The organism is Pseudomonas sp. PA-1-3F, from assembly GCF_021609665.1.
Taxonomy (GTDB): Bacteria; Pseudomonadota; Gammaproteobacteria; order Pseudomonadales; family Pseudomonadaceae; genus Aquipseudomonas; species Aquipseudomonas paracarnis.
The window spans coordinates 1-17,996 of sequence record NZ_WJZD01000030.1; the positions used below are offsets into that span (position 1 = coordinate 1).

Below are 17,996 nucleotides of genomic sequence, written 5' to 3' on the forward strand. Positions count from 1 at the left end.
GCTCTGCGTGGGAATGCCGCCTGGGACGCTCCGCGTCCCGAGCCAGGCGCACGACTTGAGCACTCTGCAAGGGTGACGCAGAGCGTCACGCGATGCGTTCCCACGCGGGAGCGTGGGAACGATCAAGCCAGCACCCACATGTGATCCAGTTTTTAAACTGGCCGCACATTCTCAGCCTGGGGGCCCTTTGGTCCTTGCGTGATGTCAAATTCTACTTTTTGGTTTTCAGCCAGGGTTTTTAGCCCCTGCGACTGGATTGCCGAGTAATGGACGAAAACGTCATCCCCCCCATCCTCCGGGGCAATAAAACCAAACCCCTTCTCCTCGTTAAACCATTTCACAGTACCCGCTGCCATTGCCGCTCTCCTTACACTTACTCAGAACCCAACCCACCCCGGTGATGCACCCTGACGGGCAACGCATAGATGCCCTTGGGCCGATGGACCATTTGAAACCTCAGTTGCTTACCCACCGACAGCGCTGTGCAACGCCAATCCTTGCGATTGATAAATACCTCTTCTGCCCCGTCATCCAATTCGATCAGCCAATCGCCCCTGACCCAGTCATAGGATTTGACAGTTCCTGTAGCCACCTTCAATCCCGCTCTCCCTGCATCTCGTTTACTACATACGCGCAGTGTTTGGTTCAGTCATAGAACAACGGGAAACATCCTTTGGCTACTGTCAAAGTTGACAGGTAGACGCGAGCTGCCGATGGGTGGTAGCGGTGGGACAGCAGAAGATTCATGCATCCGAGGGTTTCTTGCGCTTGCGGGGTTTTCGCGGTTTGGGAGGGGTGGGTGGAACGTTACCGTGTTGAGCGCCTGTCGACTGAACGGCAACCTCGTTGCCATCGCGATCCCGGGCAATAAAGCCGATGCCTTTGACCGCATCAAACCACCTGACCGTACCCCTACCCATCACCGCCTCCCGAGTCGTGCAGAGCTGCACGTCTCATCGCTGTATCAAACAGTGAAGGCGGCGTAATGGCTACTGTCAAAGTTGACAGGTAAACGGCACACCACTGTAGGAGCGTTCAGGAATCGCGACGCAGGTCCGGCGGGATCGGCAAATCCTTGAGCGGATCAGGCCGCTTGCCCTTGCCGGCGCGGTATTGACGGATTTGGTAAACGTAGGCCAGTACCTGTGCAACGGCCAGGTACAAGCCGGCCGGGATTTCCTGGTCCAGATCGGTGGAGTAGAAAATCGAGCGCGCCAATGCTGGCGACTCCAATAACAGAATGTCGTTGGCCACCGCGATTTCGCGGATTTTCAACGCGGTAAAATCACTGCCCTTGGCCAGCAGCATCGGTGCGCCGCCCTTCTCCGGGTCGTACTTAAGCGCTACGGCGTAGTGAGTCGGGTTGGTGATGACCACATCGGCGTCGGGCACCGAGGCCATCATCTTGCGCTGGGACATTTCCCGCTGCAGTTGGCGGATGCGTTGCTTGACCTCGGGGCGGCCTTCCTGGTCCTTGTGCTCGTCGCGCACTTCCTGCTTGGTCATCAGCAGTTTCTTGTGGCTTTCCCACAACTGGATCGGCGCATCCACGGCGGCGATGAGGATCAGCCCGGCCGCCATCCACAGCGCACTCCAGCCCACCACTTGCACGCTGTGGATGATCGCTGATTCCAGCGGCTCATGGGCAATGCGCAGCAAATCGTCGATGTCGGACGACAACACCGCCAGCGCCACGAACAGAATCAGGAAAAACTTGGCCAGGGCCTTGAGCAATTCCACCAGGGCCTTGGCGGAAAACATGCGCTTGAGCCCCGCCCCCGGGTTCATGCGGCTGAACTTGGGCGCCATGCTGCCCGCGGCAAACAGCCAACCGCCGAGGGCCACCGGGCCGATCAGCGCGGCCAGCAACAAGGTGATCAGGATCGGCTGCACCGCCAGCAGCGCGATTTTGCCCGAGTGCAGCAGGTACTGGCCCATGGCATCGGGGTTGAGCAGCACTTCGCGCGGCAAGCTGAAGTTGTGCTTCATCATCTCCAGCAGGTCCAGCGCCAGGCCACCGCCGTAGATCAGCAAGGCACCGGCGCCGGCGATCATGGTGGCGAAGGTGTTGAGCTCTTTGGAGCGCGCGATCTCGCCCTTTTCCCTGGAGTCCTTTTTACGTTTCTCCGTGGGGTCTTCTGTTTTGTCCTGACCACTCTCGCTCTCGGCCATGGCTCAGCGCGCCCGTGCCAGGTCACGTAAGAACTGCAAGGCATCGGTGGCCAGCGGTTGATACTGATTGAGAATGTCAGCCAAGCCGACCCAGAAAATCCCCATACCCAACACCAGGGTCAGCGGGAAACCAATCGAGAAGATATTCAGTTGCGGCGCCGCACGGGTCATCACGCCGAAGGCGATATTAACCACCAGCAGCGCAGTGATCGCCGGCAGCACCAGCAACAGCGAAGCCCCCAGTACCCAGCCGAGGCGCCCCACCAGCTCCCAGAAATGGTTGACCACCAACCCCGAGCCCACCGGCAAGGTGGTGAAGCTTTCGGTCAAGACTTCGAACGCCACCAGATGACCGTTCATGGCCAGAAACAGCAAGGTCACCAGCATGGTCAGGAACTGCCCTATCACCGCCGCCGACACGCCGTTGGTGGGGTCGACCATGGACGCGAAGCCCATGCCCATCTGGATCGAGATGATTTGCCCGGCGACCACAAAAGCCTGGAAGAACAGCATGAGGGAAAACCCCAGCATGGCACCGATCAGAATCTGTTCGGCAATCAGCAGCAAGGCGCTCAGGTCGAGGGCGTTCACCGGCGGCATCGGCGGTAGGCCAGGCACGATTACCACGGTGATCGCCACCGCGAAATACAGGCGCACACGACGCGGTACCAGGGTGGTGCCGAACACCGGCATGGCCATCAGCATCGCCGTGACGCGAAACAGCGGCAGGATGAACGAGGCTACCCAGGTACTGATCTGGGTGTCGGTCAAGGCCAGCAAGGATTGCATCGGCTCAGCCGATCAACTGCGGAATACTGCCGTACAACTGCAGGATGTATTCCATGAAGGTTTGCACCAACCACGGGCCGGCGACAATCAGGGTCACCAGCATCACCAGCAGGCGCGGCAGGAAGCTCAGGGTTTGTTCGTTGATCTGGGTGGCGGCCTGGAACATCGCCACCAGCAGGCCCACCAACAGGCTCGGCACCACCAGCACGGCGACCATCAGGGTGGTCAGCCACAGCGCTTCACGGAACAGGTCGACGGCGACTTCTGGCGTCATAGCGCTATACCCCTCCGAAACTGCCGGCCAAGGTGCCAATAATCAGCGCCCAACCGTCCACCAGCACAAACAGCATGATCTTGAACGGCAACGAGATGATCAGCGGCGACAGCATCATCATACCCATGGCCATCAACACGCTCGCCACCACCAAGTCGATGATCAGGAACGGGATGAAGATCATGAAACCGATCTGGAACGCGGTCTTCAATTCGGAGGTGACGAACGCGGGTACCAGGATGGTCAGCGGTGCCTGGTCCGGGGTGGCGATGTCGGTGCGCTTGGACAGGCGCATGAACAGCTCAAGGTCGCTGGAGCGGGTTTGCGACAGCATGAAGTCCTTGATCGGGCCCTGGGCCTTGTCGATGGCATCCTGGGCTGTGAGCTTTTCCGCCAGATAAGGTTGCAGGGCTTGCTGGTTCACCTTGTCGAACACCGGCGCCATGATGAACAGCGTCAAAAACAGTGCCATGCCGGTGAGGATCTGGTTCGACGGCGTCTGCTGCAGGCCCAGGGCCTGGCGCAGGATCGAGAAGACGATGATGATCCGCGTAAAGCTGGTCATCAGCATGACGAACGCTGGGATGAAACTCAGCGCCGTCATGATCAGCAGGATCTGCAGGCTGACCGAATATTCCTGGGCGCCCGCCGCGTTGGTGCCCAGGGTGATCGCCGGGATCGACAACGGGTCGGCGCCCAGAGCCATCGGCGCGGCCAGCAACAGCATGAGCGTCAACAAAACGCGCATTACTTCTTATCCTTCTGATCCTTGCCCAGCAACTCCATCAGGCGCTGGGCGAATTCTGGCGTGGCGGCTTCGGTCTTGACCGCGTCCACCGGGGTCTTGAGTACATGCAGCGGGGTGATGCGGCCGGGGGTGATGCCGAGCAGGATCTGCTCTTCGCCCACCTGCACCAGCACCAGCCGATCACGCGGGCCGAGGGCGCGCGAGCCCACCAGCTCTATCACCTGGCCGTTGCCCGGGCCGATGCGCTGCACGCGGCGCATCAACCAGGCCAGCAGGAAGATCAGGCCGATCACCAGCAACAGGCCCAGCACCAGTTGCGTCAACTGCCCGCCGACGCTGCCGACCGCTGGCGCCGCAGCCACCTGCGCCACCGGCTCAGCCGCCAAGGCGCTCAATGGCAGCGCCAGCAACAGTCCCGCCATCGAGTACTTCATCTCAGCGCAACTTCTTGATGCGTTCGCTCGGGCTGATCACGTCGGTCAGGCGGATGCCGAACTTCTCGTTGACCACCACCACCTCGCCATGGGCAATCAGGGTGCCGTTGACCAGCACGTCCAATGGCTCGCCGGCCAGGCGGTCCAGTTCGATCACCGAGCCCTGGTTGAGCTGCAAGAGGTTGCGGATGTTGATTTCGGTGCTGCCCACTTCCATGGAAATCGACACCGGGATGTCGAGGATCACATCCAGGTTCGGGCCATCGAGGCTCACCGGGTCGTTGTTCTTCGGCACGCTGCCGAATTCTTCCATGGCCAGGCGGTTGCCGGCCGGCGCGGTGGCGGCGTCGGCGGCCAGCAGCGCGTCGATGTCGTCCTGGCCAACATCGCCGGTTTCTTCCAGGGCCGCAGCCCACTCGTCAGCCAGGGCCTGGTCTTCGGCGGAAGTGTTTTCGTGTTCGGTAGCCATTACATGTCCTCGGCGCAGCAAACAATCATGAATTGGGGTTGAATCAGCGGCGGTTGATCGGCTCAACCACTTGCAGCGCCAGGTTGCCCTTGTGGGAACCGAGCTTGACCTTGAACGACGGCACGCCGTTGGCGCGCATGATCAGCTCTTCCGGCAAGTCGACGGGGATGATGTCCCCAGGCGCCATGTGCAAAATATCGCGCAGGCGCAACTGGCGGCGGGCCACGGTGGCGCTCAGCGGCACGTCGACGTCCAGCAGGTCTTCGCGCAGGGCCTTGACCCAGCGTTCGTCCTGGTCGTCGAGGTCGGACTGGAAGCCGGCGTCGAGCATTTCGCGCACCGGTTCGATCATCGAGTAAGGCATGGTCACGTGCAGGTCGCCGCCACCGCCATCGAGTTCGATGTGGAAGGTCGACACCACAATGGCCTCGCTGGGGCCGACGATGTTGGCCATGGCCGGGTTCACTTCCGAGTTGATGTACTCGAAATTGACCTCCATGATCGCCTGCCAGGCTTCCTTCAAGTCGATGAAGGCCTGCTCCAGCACCATGCGCACCACCCGCAGTTCGGTAGGGGTGAATTCACGCCCTTCGATCTTGGCGTGACGGCCGTCGCCACCGAAGAAGTTGTCCACCAGCTTGAACACCAGCTTGGCGTCGAGGATGAACAGCGCGGTACCGCGCAACGGCTTGATCTTGACCAGGTTGAGGCTGGTGGGCACGTACAGCGAGTGCACGTATTCACCGAACTTCATCACCTGCACGCCGCCCACGGCCACGTCCGCCGAGCGGCGCAGCATGTTGAACATGCTGATGCGGGTGTAGCGGGCAAAGCGTTCGTTGATCATCTCCAGGGTCGGCATGCGTCCCCGCACGATGCGATCCTGGCTGGTCAGGTCATAACTTTTGACGCTGCCGGGTTCGGCAGCCATTTCGGTCTGTACCAGACCATCGTCCACGCCATGCAACAGCGCGTCGATTTCATCCTGGGACAGCAGGTCTTGCACGGCCATGTCGTGATCCTACTGCAATACGAAGTTAGTGAAGAGCGCCTGCTCGACCACTACTTTGCCGAGTTCTTTCTGGGCCACTTCCTGCACGCTGGCAGTGACCTTCTGGCGCAACATTTCCTGGCCGACTGGCGTGGCCAGGCTGTCGAAGCTCTGCCCGGAGAACAGCATCACCAGGTTGTTGCGGATCACCGGCATATGCACCTTGAGGGCATCCAGGTCCGCCTGGTTGCGCGCCAACAAGGTGATGCTCACCTGCAGGTAGCGTTGACGACCATTCTGGTTGTAGTTGGCGACAAAGGCCGGAAGCATCTGCTCGAAGATTGCCGGTTGCTTGACGTTCGTGGCAGTTTCGGCGGTGGGCGCCGGTTTACTCGCACTGCTGTGCATGATGTACCAGGTGCCGCCCACCGAGGCACCGATCGCCAGGAGCAGGCCCAGCACAATCAACAGGATCAGCTTGAGCTTGCCTTTGCCTGCGGGGGGAGTTGCTGCGTCGTCGCTCTTCGCCATGCCAATAATCCGTCACTATTCGGGGATTCGTAGATCTATGGCAAGGCAAGAGCAAGTGTTATGCCAGAGTTGTCTGGCAGGCGCAGGAAGATGATCGTTCCCACGCTCTGCGTGGGAATGCATCTTGTGACGCTTCGCGTCACCGTGTGCAATGGTCGAAAACATCGCCGACTTCGGGACGCGGAGCGTCCGGGGCGGCATTCCCACGCAGAGCGTGGGAACGATCAGCCACTGACCGGGTTTGAGCAGGAAGTCAGGCGTAGTAGTCGACGGCGCTGGAGCCGATCACGCTCTGGCTCACGGGCGCTGCCACTTCGGCCACATCCACAGGGCCACCGGCGTCGCCGCTGTCAGCGCGCCTGCCGCTGCTACTGACGCCTCGCGCCTGGCTCTGCTGTTGCTGCTGGTCCTGGCCCCGCGACTGGTCGGAGACATTCACATCCACCTGCCCCATGCCCTGCTGGGCAAACATCTCGCGCAAACGGCCAGACTGGCTTTCCAGCGCTTCACGCACCACCGCATGGCCGCTCATGAAGTTGACCTGGGCCTGCTGGTCCGCCGTCATGTTGACCTTGATGTCCAGGCGCCCCAGCTCAGCGGGCTGCAACTGGATCTCGGCCGACTTGAGGTTGGCGCTGGACAGGTACATCACGCGGTTGACCACCTCTTCGGTCCAGCCGCTCTGGTGCATGGCCAGTGGCGCATTGGTGACGGGCGGCAAGGCATTCGCGGTTTTCGGCGTGGCCGCCTGGGTCAGCGCCGCCAGGCGGTTGGCGAAGTCATCCACACGGGTGTCGCTGCTGGCGTTCTTGAGGTCCTTGAGGCCGTCATCGATCAGCGCGCCGAAGGCCTTGTCGCCTCCCTGATCGGTGCTGTCCTTGGTGGCTTGCTGGTCGACCATGTTGCCCAGGCCGGCGGCAAAGCTCTGCGCGGCGGTCGGCTGGTCCTGGGTGGCAGGCGCGCCTTTCTGCGGCGCCTGGCTGCTGGCCGAGACATGACCGCCCTGCTCCATCGCCAGGCGCACGGCCGGCATCGAATCCAGCGGGTCGGCCTCAGGGTCGAAGGCCGGCTGCTTGGGCTCCTCGGTTACCGCGATGAGCGGCTGGGCGTTGTCATCTGCGGCCGTAACGGCAGGCGCTTGTACGGGCACAGGCACCGCCACAGGCGTCAAGGTGGCAACCAGCGCCGGGTCGGCAACCGGTTGCAGTGCCAGGGACGGGTCGGCAGGTGGCTCGCCTTCACTGTCAGCGTGGTCGTCGCTCTTGGCCGGCTTGGCAGGCAAGGGATTGCCGCTATCGGCAACCGCTGGCGCGCTGGCGGCAGGTTTATCGTCGCCGGCGGCCGGTTTGGCGCTGGCATCAGAAGCCTTGTCGCGCACCGGTTTGGCTGGCGCGTCGTCGCTCTTGGCCTGCGGCTTGGCAGCTTGCTTGGCAAACACTTGAGCGAAGCCAGCGCCCTTGTCCCGCGGAGCCACAGGCGCTACGGCAGGCGTGGCGGCCGGCGCTTGAGGCTTGGCCGCAGCGGCAGCCTGAAGAAGCGAATTGGGAGCGACTGGCATAAGTAAGGGTCTCCACTGCATGGGGTCGGGAATGCAGTCTGTGGAGGTAGAGCAAGAGTCGGGCCAAGTCAGGCCGATAAAATATCAAACCCCAGAAAACCGCTCCCGTTCATGCTCATAAAGCGGCCGAACCAGCGCAAACTCACGATCAATCTGATCCACCAACGCCCCCAAGTCGGAAGCAGACTTGAAGGACTCGGTCTCCAACCGCTCACACAACGTTGCCAACCGCAGCGCCCCCAAGTTGCCACTGCTGCCCTTGAAGCTGTGTGCGATGCGCCCCAACGTCTTGGCGTCGTCCCGCGCCTTGCGCAGCGCTTGCACGCGCTCTTCAGAATCATGCAGAAAGGTGTCCAGCAGCGTGGGGTATTCGCTTTCCATGACTTCCTGCAAACCCGACAACACCTCGGGGTCCATATGAATCTCAGCCACTTGCTCGCTCCTTGATCAAGAATCGGCGGATTATGCCAGAGCCGCCCAACAAAACTCCACGCAGACAGTGCGCCCGCCATCGGACCAGCCTACAGCGCTGCTCAGTTGACGCACCAGGCTCAGTCCCCGACCAGACAGACGGTCGATGTCCACGGGGCGCGCCAGCTCTTGCTCCACATCAAAACCCTGCCCGCTGTCTTCGAGGCGCAAGGTCAGTTTGCCGCCCTTGTCGGTGGGCACCACCTGCATATGCACGCGCACATAGCCGCTGTCCAACTGCGCCAGGCGCTCATGGCGCTGGCGATAATACTGCGCAAACCCTTGGGCATCGCGCTTGAGGCGTGAGTCCAGGCCCAGCACGCCATGCTCCAGCGCGTTGGAATACAACTCGGCCATCACACTGTAAAGCGCCCCGCTCTGCTCGCGCAGGCCGTGGATCTCCAACAGCAGTTGCAGCAGGTACGGCAGCGGGTTGTAGGTCCTGAGCGTCTGGGCGCGGAATTCGAAACTCACCGACCAATCCAGCGGGCACGACTGGCCGCTGTCGGCATACATCGGTTCTGCCGCCCGCAAGGGTTGGCCCGCCTGCAACGTGATCTCGACCATGCTGACGTCATCGCGCGCCTGGCCGCGAAAGGCCGCCAGGGCCTGCTCGATGTCCTCGAACAGGCGGTCGGGCTCACGGTTGGCGGCGAACACCTGCTGCAAGCGCTCGGCACCGAACAGTTGATCGTTGGCGTCAGCGGTGTCCAGCACGCCGTCGGAGAGCAGGAATACCCGGTCGCCCAACGCCATGGGCCAGACCTCGGTGCTGTCATCGAACGCCTCTGCCGACAACACCCCCAACGGCAGGTGCCGCGACATCAATGGCGTGCGCCTGCCCGTGGCGACTTCATGCACGTAGCCTTCGGGCATGCCGCCGTTCCACACCTCCACCGCACGCCGCTGGGCGCTCAGGCACAGCAAGGTGGCACAGCAGAACATGTCTACCGGCAGGATGCGCTTGAGCTTGGCGTTCATTTCCCGCAGGGTCTGCGTGAGGCCGTAGCCCTTGGCGGCCATGCCGTAGAACACCTCGGCCAGGGGCATGGCGCCGATGGCGGCCGGCAAGCCATGGCCAGTGAAATCCCCTAGCAGCACGTGCATATCGCCGGACGGTGTGTAGGCCGCCAGCAACAGGTCACCGTTGAACAACGCATAAGGCGATTGCAGGTAGCGGATATTCGGCGCGGCGTTGATGCAACCGGAATGGGCGACCTTGTCGAACACCGCCTTGGCCGCCCGCTGCTCATGCATCAGGTGTTCGTGATGCCTGGCGATCAGGTCACGCTGTTGCAAAACCGTGGCTTGCAGGCGGCGCAGGCGGTCCATGGCGTTGATCTTGGCCGCCAGGATCAAGGGGTTATAGGGCTTGGGCAGAAAGTCATCGCCGCCGGCGTCCAGGCACTGGGCCAGGGCTTCGCTTTCGCGCAGCGACGTGAGGAAGATGATCGGCACCAGCGCCTCCCCCGCCAGTTGCTTGATCTGCCGCGCGGCTTCAAAGCCATCCATGACCGGCATCAGTGCGTCCATCAACACCAGTTGCGGACGCTCGCGGGCAAACACCTCAATCGCTTCGGCGCCATTGCTGACAGTCAGCACCTGATGGCCCTGGCGGCGGATGATGCTCGCCAGCAACAGGCGGTCGGCGGCGCTGTCTTCGGCGATCAGGATGGTCAGCGCCTCCAGGACAGGGGCCAGGGCGCTCAATTGATATCGAACAGTTTGTCGAAGTTGGAGATGGCGAGGATCTTGCGCACGTCGGAGTTGCTATTAACCACTCGGATATCGGACTTATCGCCACCCGCATGGTCCCGCAGCAACAGGAGCATACCCAAGGCCGAACTATCCATGTAGGTGGTACCCCTCAAGTCCACTACAACAGTCTCGGGCTTAGGGTAAACACCTTCGTAGACATTGCGAAAATTTTGGTGGCTGCCGAAATCGAACCGACCCTTGATAACGATCGTCAACTTCTTCCCGTCCAGGGATACTTCTGACTCGACTGACATGTGACTGCTTCCTTGTCATTGCACTAGACACAAGGTGTAGCAGCTGAACCGCATCTGGGCAACACAGCAAATGCCCTTTGTAGGAGCGAGCTAGCTCGCGAAAAACTCACAGGCGCCGCGTTCATCCAGAAAGCACGCGTTACCGTTGACGTTTTTCGCGAGCAAGCTCGCTCCTACAGAAGACGATGACATTGGTGCGTTAGAACTGTTCTGGGCGGGGAAGGCGCTGGGACAATTCATCGAGCAGTTTTTGCTCGCGCTTGTCTTCGATGGCTCGCGCTTCGTCGATGTAGCGCTGCACCAGCTTGCGCAGCCCCTCGACCCGGGCAAACGCCTGTTGCCAGGCCTCGCGGGCTTTGTCGAGGTTGGTCTCGTGCCAGGCCAGGCTCTGGCGTTGCTGGCCGACGGCGGTTTCAAGCTGATTGAGAAAGCCCTGGTACCCCATCAGCCACTGGCCAGAAACACCCTGGCTGCCGCGCTCGATCCACTGTTGTTGGTACTCGCCACGAAAACGCTCCAGGTCGCCCAGCTTGCTTTGGGCCAACCGCACCTGGCCTTGGAAGTAGCCCAGGCGCTGTACGGCGGCTTTCTCGGCCTTTTCGGCCATGTCCACCACCGGGGCCAGGCGTGCGGCGCGGCTGTTGGCCATGGCTTAGCCGCCCGGCGCCGGGGCGAAGATGGACTGCAAGTGCGACTGGCTCTCGCCCATGGTGATCTTGTCGTTGAGACCCTGGCGCAGGTAGGTCACCAGTTGCGGCTGCAAGGCGATGGCCAGGTCGGTGTCGCGGTCGCCACCGGCCACATAGGCGCCGACGCTGATCAGGTCACGGCTTTGCTGGTAACGCGACCATAGCTGCTTGAACTGCTGGGCACGGGCCATATGCTCCGGCGTGACCACCGCCGGCATCACCCGGCTGATGGACGCTTCGATATCGATGGCTGGGTAATGCCCCTCTTCCGCCAGGCGCCGCGACAGCACGATGTGGCCGTCGAGCACGCCCCGGGCCGAGTCGGCAATCGGGTCCTGTTGGTCGTCGCCTTCAGACAACACGGTGTAGAACGCGGTGATCGAGCCACCGCCGGCTTCGGCATTACCGGCACGCTCTACCAGCTTGGGCAGCTTGGCAAATACCGACGGGGGGTAACCCTTGGTCGCGGGCGGCTCACCGATGGCCAAAGCGATCTCGCGCTGGGCCTGGGCGAAACGCGTGAGGGAGTCCATCAGCAACAGGACGTTCTTGCCCTTGTCGCGAAAATATTCGGCAATGCGCGTGCAGTACATCGCCGCACGCAGGCGCATCAGCGGTGCATCGTCTGCCGGAGAAGCGACGACAACGGAACGCTTGAGCCCTTCTTCACCGAGGCTGTGCTCGATGAACTCCTTCACTTCGCGGCCCCGCTCGCCGATCAGCCCCACCACGATGATGTCGGCCTCGGTAAAGCGCGTCATCATGCCCAGCAATACCGACTTACCCACGCCGGTACCGGCGAACAGGCCCAGACGCTGGCCGCGACCGACCGTCAATAAACCGTTGATGCTGCGAATACCCACGTCCAGTGGCACGCTGATGGGGTTGCGCTTGAGCGGATTGATGGTGGGGCCGTCCATCGGCACCCAGTCTTCGGCCTTCATGCCGCCCTTGCCGTCCAGCGCACGGCCGGCCCCGTCGAGTACGCGGCCCAGCATGCTCATGCCCATGGGCAGGCGGCCAGTGTCGGCCAGCGGCACCACGCGGGCGCCGGGAGCGATACCCGCCAGGCTGCCCACCGGCATCAGGAAAATCTTGCTGCCGGAAAAGCCCATCACTTCGGCTTCGACCTGCACCGGGTGGTAGCTGTCGTCGTTGATCACCAGGCAGCGGCTACCCATGGCGGCGCGCAGGCCTTCGGCTTCCAGGGTCAGGCCAACCATGCGCAACAGGCGCCCTTCGAGGATCGGCTGGCCGGGCAACTCCGTGGCCTCGGCGTAGCTGCCCAGGCGCTTGGCGAAGCTGGTGCGATCAAGGCGCATCGGTGGCGTCCAGGTCAACGCTCAGGTCCGGCTCGGCGGGGTGCAGGGCTTGTTCATGCAGTTGATCGAACAACTTGACCATGATCTGGCTGATGCGGGTTTCCACCGTTGCATCGATGCGGCTGTGCTCGGTTTCGACACGGCAACCACCTGGCTGCAACGAAGCGTCTTCGACGATGCGCCAGGTTTCTTCATGGCGCTCGCGCAGGGCTTTGACCTGTTCGAAATCCTGGGGGTTGATGTACAGCCGCACATTGCCGACGCCCAGGGGCAGCAGCTTGAGGGCTTCACGCATCACGCCTTCGATCTGGCTGGAATCGAGCACCAGCTCGCGCTGGATCACCTGACGAGCAATGTGCTGCACCAGGCCGACCATGGACTTTTCTAGCTGTGAGTCCTGTTCGGCGATGGGGTCGAACAGGTTGCCCATCAAGCGCTCCAGGCTGTCCAGCCTGGCGGCCAGCGCCACCTCGGCCTCCTGGCGAACCTTGAGGGTGGTGCTGCGAAAACCGTCTTTTTCCCCCGCCGCAAAGCCTTCGTTGTAGGCCTCCTGGCGGATGGTTTCCAACTCTTCAAGGGTCAGTGGCTGGACTTCATCCAGCGGCACTTCTTCCATTTCCGCTGGTGGTTCCTCGATCGGTTCAGGCTCGGGCTCCGGCACATGGGGGTCGAAGCTGGGCAGCGACCAGATGTCGAAGCCGCCGACATCCCGCGCGCGAATCAGATCGCTGGGCGCCTCATCTTTATTCGACATGCAAGGCGCCTTAGATCATTTCTTCGCCGCCCTTCCCGCCGAGAACGATTTCTCCGGCTTCGGCCATACGGCGGGCAATGGTGAGGATTTCCTTCTGGGCGGTTTCCACGTCGCTGACGCGCACCGGGCCCTTGGCTTCCAAGTCGTCGCGCAACAGCTCCGAGGCGCGCTTGGACATGTTCTTGAAGATCTTTTCTTTGACGTTTTCGTCCGAGCCCTTGAGCGCCAGCACCAGCACGTCCGAGGACACTTCGCGCAGCAGCGCCTGGATGCCACGGTCGTCGACATCGGCCAGGTTGTTGAACACGAACATCAGGTCTTCGATCTGGCCGGACAGGGTGTCGTCGATCTCGCGGATCGAGTCCATCAACTGGCCTTCGACCGAGCTGTCGAGGAAGTTCATGATGTCGGCTGCGCGCTTGATGCCACCCAGGGTGGTGCGCGAGGCGTTGGAATTGCCGGAGAACTGCTTCTCCAGAATGGTGTTGAGTTCTTTGAGCGCCGCCGGTTGCACAGTGTTCAGCGATGACACACGCAGGATAATGTCCAGGCGCACTTTATGGTCGAAGTGCCCGAGCACTTCACCGGCCTGGTCCGGGTCCAGATAGGCCACCACGATCGCCTGGATCTGCGGGTGCTCGTAGCGGATCACGTCGGCCACTGCCCGCGGCTCCATCCACTTGAGGCTATCCAGGCCGCTGGTGTTGCCACCCAGCAGGATGCGGTCGATCAGGCCGTTGGCCTTGTCTTCGCCCAGGGCCGAGGTGAGCATCTTGCGAATGTAGCTGTCGGATCCGACGCCCAGGCTGGTCTGGTCGCCGACGATCTCGACGAACTCGCTCATCACCTGCTCGACTTGCTCGCGGTGCACATTGCGCATCTGCGCCATGGCCACGCCCACTCGCTGGACCTCTTTAGGGCCCATGTGGCGCAGCACTTGGGCAGCGTCGGTTTCACCCAGGGACAGCAGCAGCACGGCGGCTTTGTCGACCCGGGACAGCTTGGCCACAGCGGCTCGATCATTCATCTGCGTTAATCCACTCTTTCACGACCTGAGCCACACGGCCCGGGTCTTCTGCCACCAGACTCTTGATTGCGTTCAACTGAGCGTCATAGCCTTCGCTCGGGCTTGGCAACAGGATGCTTTGCGGGCCGCCGAGGCTGACGCGGTCGTTGGCCAGTTCGCCGTCCAGGCCGCCCATGCCACCCAACTCGACGTCGCCACCGGCCAGCGCCAGTTGCTTCTTGCCGCCGCCAGTGATGTTGTTGAGCACCGGGCGCAATACACCAAACACCAGCACCAGGATGAACAGCACCCCCAGCACTTGCTTGACGATGTCCCAGAACCACGGCTGGGTGTAGAACGCCGGGTCAGCGATCACTTCACCGCGCTCGGCGGAGAACGGCATGTTGATCACGCTGACGCTGTCGCCACGGCTGGCGTCGAAGCCAACAGCGTCCTGCACCAGACGAGTGAAGCGCGCCAGTTCGTCAGCCGTCCACGGTGCACGGGTCACCGCGCCGTCCGCAGGGTTGACCTTGACCTGGTCATCGACCACCACCGACACCGACAGGCGATTGATCTTGCCCTGTTGCTGCTTGGTGTGGCTGATGGAACGGTCGAGTTCGAAGTTCTTGGTGGACTGGTTACGCTTGTCCGCAGGGTATGGCGCAAGCATCGGCTGGCCGGTGGCCGGGTCCATGATCTGCTGGCCGTTGGCGTCCAACAGCGGCTGGCCAGGCTGGATCGCGCCAGCCGTGGCGGCGGCGCCACCAGTGGTTTGCGGTGCCGAGGCCGGCGCGGGTGGCTGGTTGCTCAGGGCGCCTGGCACACCTTGGGGGCCATTGCTGGCGGTGCGTTGTTCGCTGGTGGACTGCTCGCTGCGCAGGGCCGGCTGGTCCGGGTTGAACTGTTCGGAGGTGGACTCGACGGCGCTGAAATCCACATCGGCGGAGACTTCAGCCTTGTAGCGGTCGTTGCCCAGTACCGGTTGCAGGATGTTATGCACGCGCTGGGTGAGCATGCTTTCCATGCGGCGGCTGTAGTCGAACTGCTTGCCGGCCTGGGTCAGCGCGGAGTTTTCGGCCATGTCGGACAGCAGGTTGCCCTTCTGGTCCACCACGGTGATTTGCGACTTGCTCAATTCGGGAACACTGGTTGCCACCAGGTTGACGATCGCCAGTACCTGGCCAGGCTCCAGGGAGCGGCCAGCAAACAGCTCGACCAAGACCGAGGCGCTGGGCTTGCGTTCGTCACGCACGAACACCGAGCTTTTCGGAATCGCCAGGTGCACACGGGCGGCCTTGACGTTATTGAGGCTGGAAATGGTGCGAGCCAGTTCGCCTTCCAGGCCACGACGATAGCGGGTGGCTTCCATGAACTGGCTGGTGCCCAGGCCCTGGTCCTTGTCGAGGATTTCAAAACCAATGTTGCTGTCGGACGGCGCCACGCCAGCGGCGGCCAGTTTCATCCGCGCGCGGGCTACGTCGTCAGCTTTGACCAGCAAGGCGCCGGAGTTGGGCTCCACGGTGTAGGCGATGTCGGCGGCGGCGAGGGTTTCCATGATCTGCTTGGAATCCATGCCCGACAGGCTGCCGTACAGGGGGCGGTAATCGGGTTGCTGCGACCACAGCACCACGGCAAAACCAATCGCCACGCTGGCGGCCAAGCCCACCATCAGGCCCACCTGACGCAGCATGGTCATTTCCGAGAGGTTTTCCAGGAACGACAGGCCAAACAACGGCGGTTTGCCGTCGGCCTTGGCGGGGAGGTTGTCGGAGACTGCTTCAGCCATGACTTAAATCTCGTCCTTAAACCGGCATCTGCATGATGTCTTGATACGCCTGAACCAGCTTGTTACGCACTTGGGTCAAGGCCTGGAAGGACACACTGGCCTTTTGCGAGGCGACCATCACATCGGTGAGGTCCACGCCGCTTTTACCGATCTCGAAGGCCGTCGCCAACTGGCTGGACGCCTGCTGGGTATCGCTGACTTTATTGATTGCCTGACCGAGCATGTCGGCAAAATTGCTTTGGCCCAATTCCGGCGCTGGCGCGACGGATTTCGGTTGAGCCATGGCATCCATTTGCATGGTGCGCATATCCAACATCAACCGATTGAACTCAATACCCTGGCTCATGACCTTCTCTCTCCGACGACCCGCAATTTTTTGACACTACGCAGCGGTTACTAGGGGTGGTAGCAACAAGGGTGCCAGCTCTGGAGCAACTCGTAAGAAAAGGCGACAAAGCTTGTCGAACTTGTTACCGCACGTTTTTGGTAGGAGCGAGCTTGCTCGCGAAGAACTCATGGACGCCGCGAGCATCCAGGAAGCACGCGTTATCGTTGACGTTTTTCGCGAGCAAGCTCGCTCCTACAAAAAAACGGTATGGGCGCGAAGTCAGGTGGCGAACAGATAGGCTTCCACATCCATACCGGCGTCGCGCATCTGCGCCAGCTTGTAGCGCAAGGTACGCGGGCTGATGCCCAGGCGTTCGGCCGCTTCTTTGCGGCGGCCACGCTCGGCGCGCAGGGTGTCGATGATCATCTGGAATTCACGGCGGCGCAGGTCATCGCCCAGGGCACCGGCTGATTCCGCCTCGGCGACCACTGGAGCCGGGGCCAGGCTCGGCAACGGCGCAACGCCATTACCCATGGCCAGGCAGAAATCCTGCGGCTGGATCAAGCCGCCCTGCTGCAAAATCAGCGCACGCTGTATGGCATTATCCAACTCGCGCACGTTGCCCGGCCATGGGTAATTGACCAGGCACGCCTGGGCCTCGGGCGACAACCGCGCCTGGGCATGCTTCATTTTTTTGACGTGGTTGTTCAGTAGGCGCTCGGCCAAGGGGATGATATCCGCCGGGCGCTCACGCAATGGGCGCCAGGCCAGCGGGAACACCGACAACCGGTAGAACAGGTCTTCACGGAAGCGCCCCGCCGCCACTTCACCCGCCAAGTCGCGGTTGGTGGTGGCGACCACGCGGATATCCAGCTGGATCGGCTTGCGTGCGCCCACGCGCTCCACTTCACGCTCCTGCAATACCCGCAGCAACTTGGCTTGCAGGCCCAGGGGCATTTCCGAGATTTCGTCGAGCAGAATGGTGCCGCCGTCGGCTTGTTCGAACTTGCCGGCCTGGGCCGCGATGGCGCCGGTGAACGAGCCCTTTTCATGGCCAAACAAGGTGGCTTCCAGCATGTTGTCGGGGATCGCCGCGCAGTTGATCGCAATGAATGGTTGTTTGGCACGGCCCGATTGCTGGTGGATATAACGCGCCAGCACTTCTTTACCGGTGCCGGACTCGCCGGAAATCAGCACAGTGGAATCACTGCGCGCCACCCGCGCCGCCAGTTCCAGCAATTGCGCGCTGGCCGGCTCAAAGGCAATCGGGCCATCGCCGTCGGCTGCGGGCATTACGCCCAGGGCATGCCGGGCGACCAGTTCGATCAACGCCTTGGGTTCGAACGGCTTGACCAGGTAATCCGCCGCGCCCTGACGCATGGCATCCACCGCCCGCTCCACCGCGCCATGGGCGGTCATCAGCAGCACCGGCAGCTGCGGCTGGCGCACCCGCAGCAGGCCGAGCAACTGGTGGCCGTCCATGCCGGGCATGTTGACGTCGCTGACCACCAGGCTGAAGGTTTCCTGCTCGACCGCCTCCAAGGCTTCCTCGGCAGAGCCGACCGCACGGTAGTCATGGCCCGCCAACAGCAGCGTGTCAGCCAATGCTTCACGCAGGGCGCGATCGTCTTCCACCAATAAAACCTTGATAGCCATCAT

At 62.0% G+C, this 17,996-nt stretch carries 20 protein-coding genes; all 20 read right to left on the minus strand.

What is annotated here, in order from left to right; all coding sequences use genetic code 11:
• Positions 1–152: 152 nt before the first annotated feature.
• The 20 genes from cspE to GIV26_RS20475 all read right to left on the minus strand — a co-directional run bounded on the left by cspE (position 153) and on the right by GIV26_RS20475 (position 17,993).
• Positions 153–356, minus strand: coding sequence for a transcription antiterminator/RNA stability regulator CspE (gene cspE / locus GIV26_RS20380; RefSeq protein WP_060764477.1), 204 nt, complete (start codon positions 354–356; stop codon positions 153–155).
• 679 nt (positions 357–1,035) lie between these two features.
• On the minus strand, positions 1,036–2,172 hold the full coding sequence (gene flhB, locus GIV26_RS20385; RefSeq protein ID WP_054920172.1) for a flagellar biosynthesis protein FlhB: 1,137 nt from the start codon (positions 2,170–2,172) through the stop codon (positions 1,036–1,038).
• Positions 2,173–2,175: 3 nt separating this feature from the next.
• Positions 2,176–2,961: a flagellar biosynthetic protein FliR gene (gene fliR / locus GIV26_RS20390; RefSeq protein WP_236281996.1), complete on the minus strand. Its 786-nt coding sequence runs from the start codon at positions 2,959–2,961 to the stop codon at positions 2,176–2,178.
• Between the two features lie 4 nt (positions 2,962–2,965).
• Positions 2,966–3,235 carry a flagellar biosynthesis protein FliQ gene (gene fliQ, locus GIV26_RS20395; RefSeq protein ID WP_003192936.1) on the minus strand — a complete coding sequence of 90 codons (270 nt, stop codon included), beginning with the start codon at positions 3,233–3,235 and terminating at the stop codon, positions 2,966–2,968.
• A gap of 4 nt (positions 3,236–3,239) precedes the next feature.
• Positions 3,240–3,983, minus strand: a complete 744-nt coding sequence (gene fliP / locus GIV26_RS20400; RefSeq protein ID WP_003192937.1) for a flagellar type III secretion system pore protein FliP — start codon at positions 3,981–3,983, stop codon at positions 3,240–3,242.
• Positions 3,983–4,417, minus strand: a complete 435-nt coding sequence (gene fliO, locus GIV26_RS20405) for a flagellar biosynthetic protein FliO (protein ID WP_034126791.1) — start codon at positions 4,415–4,417, stop codon at positions 3,983–3,985. Before fliO ends, fliP begins: the two co-directional genes overlap by 1 nt.
• 1 nt (position 4,418) lies before the next feature.
• The gene (gene fliN, locus GIV26_RS20410; protein ID WP_003192941.1) at positions 4,419–4,886 is read right to left on the minus strand and encodes a flagellar motor switch protein FliN; all 468 of its coding nucleotides are present in this window, start codon (positions 4,884–4,886) and stop codon (positions 4,419–4,421) included.
• A 43-nt stretch (positions 4,887–4,929) separates the two neighbouring features.
• The gene (gene fliM / locus GIV26_RS20415; RefSeq protein ID WP_014719344.1) at positions 4,930–5,898 is read right to left on the minus strand and encodes a flagellar motor switch protein FliM; all 969 of its coding nucleotides are present in this window, start codon (positions 5,896–5,898) and stop codon (positions 4,930–4,932) included.
• Positions 5,899–5,907: 9 nt separating this feature from the next.
• Complete coding sequence (gene fliL / locus GIV26_RS20420; RefSeq protein WP_019818373.1) at positions 5,908–6,408, minus strand: flagellar basal body-associated protein FliL; 501 nt, start codon at positions 6,406–6,408, stop codon at positions 5,908–5,910.
• Between the two features lie 253 nt (positions 6,409–6,661).
• The gene (locus tag GIV26_RS20425; protein WP_236281998.1) at positions 6,662–7,966 is read right to left on the minus strand and encodes a flagellar hook-length control protein FliK; all 1,305 of its coding nucleotides are present in this window, start codon (positions 7,964–7,966) and stop codon (positions 6,662–6,664) included.
• Between the two features lie 84 nt (positions 7,967–8,050).
• Positions 8,051–8,398: an Hpt domain-containing protein gene (locus tag GIV26_RS20430; protein WP_014719347.1), complete on the minus strand. Its 348-nt coding sequence runs from the start codon at positions 8,396–8,398 to the stop codon at positions 8,051–8,053.
• A gap of 30 nt (positions 8,399–8,428) precedes the next feature.
• The gene (locus tag GIV26_RS20435; RefSeq protein ID WP_060764476.1) at positions 8,429–10,147 is read right to left on the minus strand and encodes an ATP-binding SpoIIE family protein phosphatase; all 1,719 of its coding nucleotides are present in this window, start codon (positions 10,145–10,147) and stop codon (positions 8,429–8,431) included.
• Entirely contained in the window at positions 10,144–10,449 is a 306-nt protein-coding gene (locus tag GIV26_RS20440) for an STAS domain-containing protein (RefSeq protein ID WP_236282000.1), read from the minus strand. Before GIV26_RS20440 ends, GIV26_RS20435 begins: the two co-directional genes overlap by 4 nt.
• A gap of 199 nt (positions 10,450–10,648) precedes the next feature.
• The gene (gene fliJ, locus GIV26_RS20445) at positions 10,649–11,098 is read right to left on the minus strand and encodes a flagellar export protein FliJ (RefSeq protein ID WP_034126787.1); all 450 of its coding nucleotides are present in this window, start codon (positions 11,096–11,098) and stop codon (positions 10,649–10,651) included.
• A gap of 3 nt (positions 11,099–11,101) precedes the next feature.
• The gene (gene fliI, locus GIV26_RS20450) at positions 11,102–12,460 is read right to left on the minus strand and encodes a flagellar protein export ATPase FliI (RefSeq protein ID WP_003192955.1); all 1,359 of its coding nucleotides are present in this window, start codon (positions 12,458–12,460) and stop codon (positions 11,102–11,104) included.
• Positions 12,450–13,214 (minus strand): flagellar assembly protein FliH, encoded by a 765-nt coding sequence (gene fliH, locus GIV26_RS20455; RefSeq protein ID WP_236282002.1) that lies wholly within the window; start codon positions 13,212–13,214, stop codon positions 12,450–12,452. Before fliH ends, fliI begins: the two co-directional genes overlap by 11 nt.
• Before the next feature lie 10 nt (positions 13,215–13,224).
• On the minus strand, positions 13,225–14,241 hold the full coding sequence (fliG, locus tag GIV26_RS20460) for a flagellar motor switch protein FliG (protein ID WP_003192957.1): 1,017 nt from the start codon (positions 14,239–14,241) through the stop codon (positions 13,225–13,227).
• A complete protein-coding gene (gene fliF, locus GIV26_RS20465; protein ID WP_014719351.1) occupies positions 14,234–16,009 on the minus strand; it encodes a flagellar basal-body MS-ring/collar protein FliF in 1,776 nt (591 codons plus the stop codon). The genes fliG and fliF overlap by 8 nt, the downstream gene beginning before the upstream one ends.
• Positions 16,010–16,025: 16 nt before the next feature.
• Complete coding sequence (gene fliE / locus GIV26_RS20470; protein WP_236282004.1) at positions 16,026–16,355, minus strand: flagellar hook-basal body complex protein FliE; 330 nt, start codon at positions 16,353–16,355, stop codon at positions 16,026–16,028.
• A gap of 261 nt (positions 16,356–16,616) precedes the next feature.
• Positions 16,617–17,993, minus strand: coding sequence for a sigma-54-dependent transcriptional regulator (locus GIV26_RS20475; RefSeq protein ID WP_034127042.1), 1,377 nt, complete (start codon positions 17,991–17,993; stop codon positions 16,617–16,619).
• Positions 17,994–17,996 lie beyond the last annotated feature (3 nt).

What these genes read in the sequence shown, in the direction of transcription:
- cspE (WP_060764477.1), bottom strand. Translation starts at nt 356, where the DNA reads ATGGCAGCGGGTACTGTGAAATGGTTTAACGAGGAGAAGGGGTTTGGT.
- flhB (WP_054920172.1), bottom strand. Translation starts at nt 2,172, where the DNA reads ATGGCCGAGAGCGAGAGTGGTCAGGACAAAACAGAAGACCCCACGGAG.
- fliR (WP_236281996.1), bottom strand. Translation starts at nt 2,961, where the DNA reads ATGCAATCCTTGCTGGCCTTGACCGACACCCAGATCAGTACCTGGGTA.
- fliQ (WP_003192936.1), bottom strand. Translation starts at nt 3,235, where the DNA reads ATGACGCCAGAAGTCGCCGTCGACCTGTTCCGTGAAGCGCTGTGGCTG.
- fliP (WP_003192937.1), bottom strand. Translation starts at nt 3,983, where the DNA reads ATGCGCGTTTTGTTGACGCTCATGCTGTTGCTGGCCGCGCCGATGGCT.
- fliO (WP_034126791.1), bottom strand. Translation starts at nt 4,417, where the DNA reads ATGAAGTACTCGATGGCGGGACTGTTGCTGGCGCTGCCATTGAGCGCC.
- fliN (WP_003192941.1), bottom strand. Translation starts at nt 4,886, where the DNA reads ATGGCTACCGAACACGAAAACACTTCCGCCGAAGACCAGGCCCTGGCT.
- fliM (WP_014719344.1), bottom strand. Translation starts at nt 5,898, where the DNA reads ATGGCCGTGCAAGACCTGCTGTCCCAGGATGAAATCGACGCGCTGTTG.
- fliL (WP_019818373.1), bottom strand. Translation starts at nt 6,408, where the DNA reads ATGGCGAAGAGCGACGACGCAGCAACTCCCCCCGCAGGCAAAGGCAAG.
- GIV26_RS20425 (WP_236281998.1), bottom strand. Translation starts at nt 7,966, where the DNA reads ATGCCAGTCGCTCCCAATTCGCTTCTTCAGGCTGCCGCTGCGGCCAAG.
- GIV26_RS20440 (WP_236282000.1), bottom strand. Translation starts at nt 10,449, where the DNA reads ATGTCAGTCGAGTCAGAAGTATCCCTGGACGGGAAGAAGTTGACGATC.
- fliJ (WP_034126787.1), bottom strand. Translation starts at nt 11,098, where the DNA reads ATGGCCAACAGCCGCGCCGCACGCCTGGCCCCGGTGGTGGACATGGCC.
- fliI (WP_003192955.1), bottom strand. Translation starts at nt 12,460, where the DNA reads ATGCGCCTTGATCGCACCAGCTTCGCCAAGCGCCTGGGCAGCTACGCC.
- fliH (WP_236282002.1), bottom strand. Translation starts at nt 13,214, where the DNA reads ATGTCGAATAAAGATGAGGCGCCCAGCGATCTGATTCGCGCGCGGGAT.
- fliG (WP_003192957.1), bottom strand. Translation starts at nt 14,241, where the DNA reads ATGAATGATCGAGCCGCTGTGGCCAAGCTGTCCCGGGTCGACAAAGCC.
- fliF (WP_014719351.1), bottom strand. Translation starts at nt 16,009, where the DNA reads ATGGCTGAAGCAGTCTCCGACAACCTCCCCGCCAAGGCCGACGGCAAA.
- fliE (WP_236282004.1), bottom strand. Translation starts at nt 16,355, where the DNA reads ATGAGCCAGGGTATTGAGTTCAATCGGTTGATGTTGGATATGCGCACC.
- GIV26_RS20475 (WP_034127042.1), bottom strand. Translation starts at nt 17,993, where the DNA reads ATGGCTATCAAGGTTTTATTGGTGGAAGACGATCGCGCCCTGCGTGAA.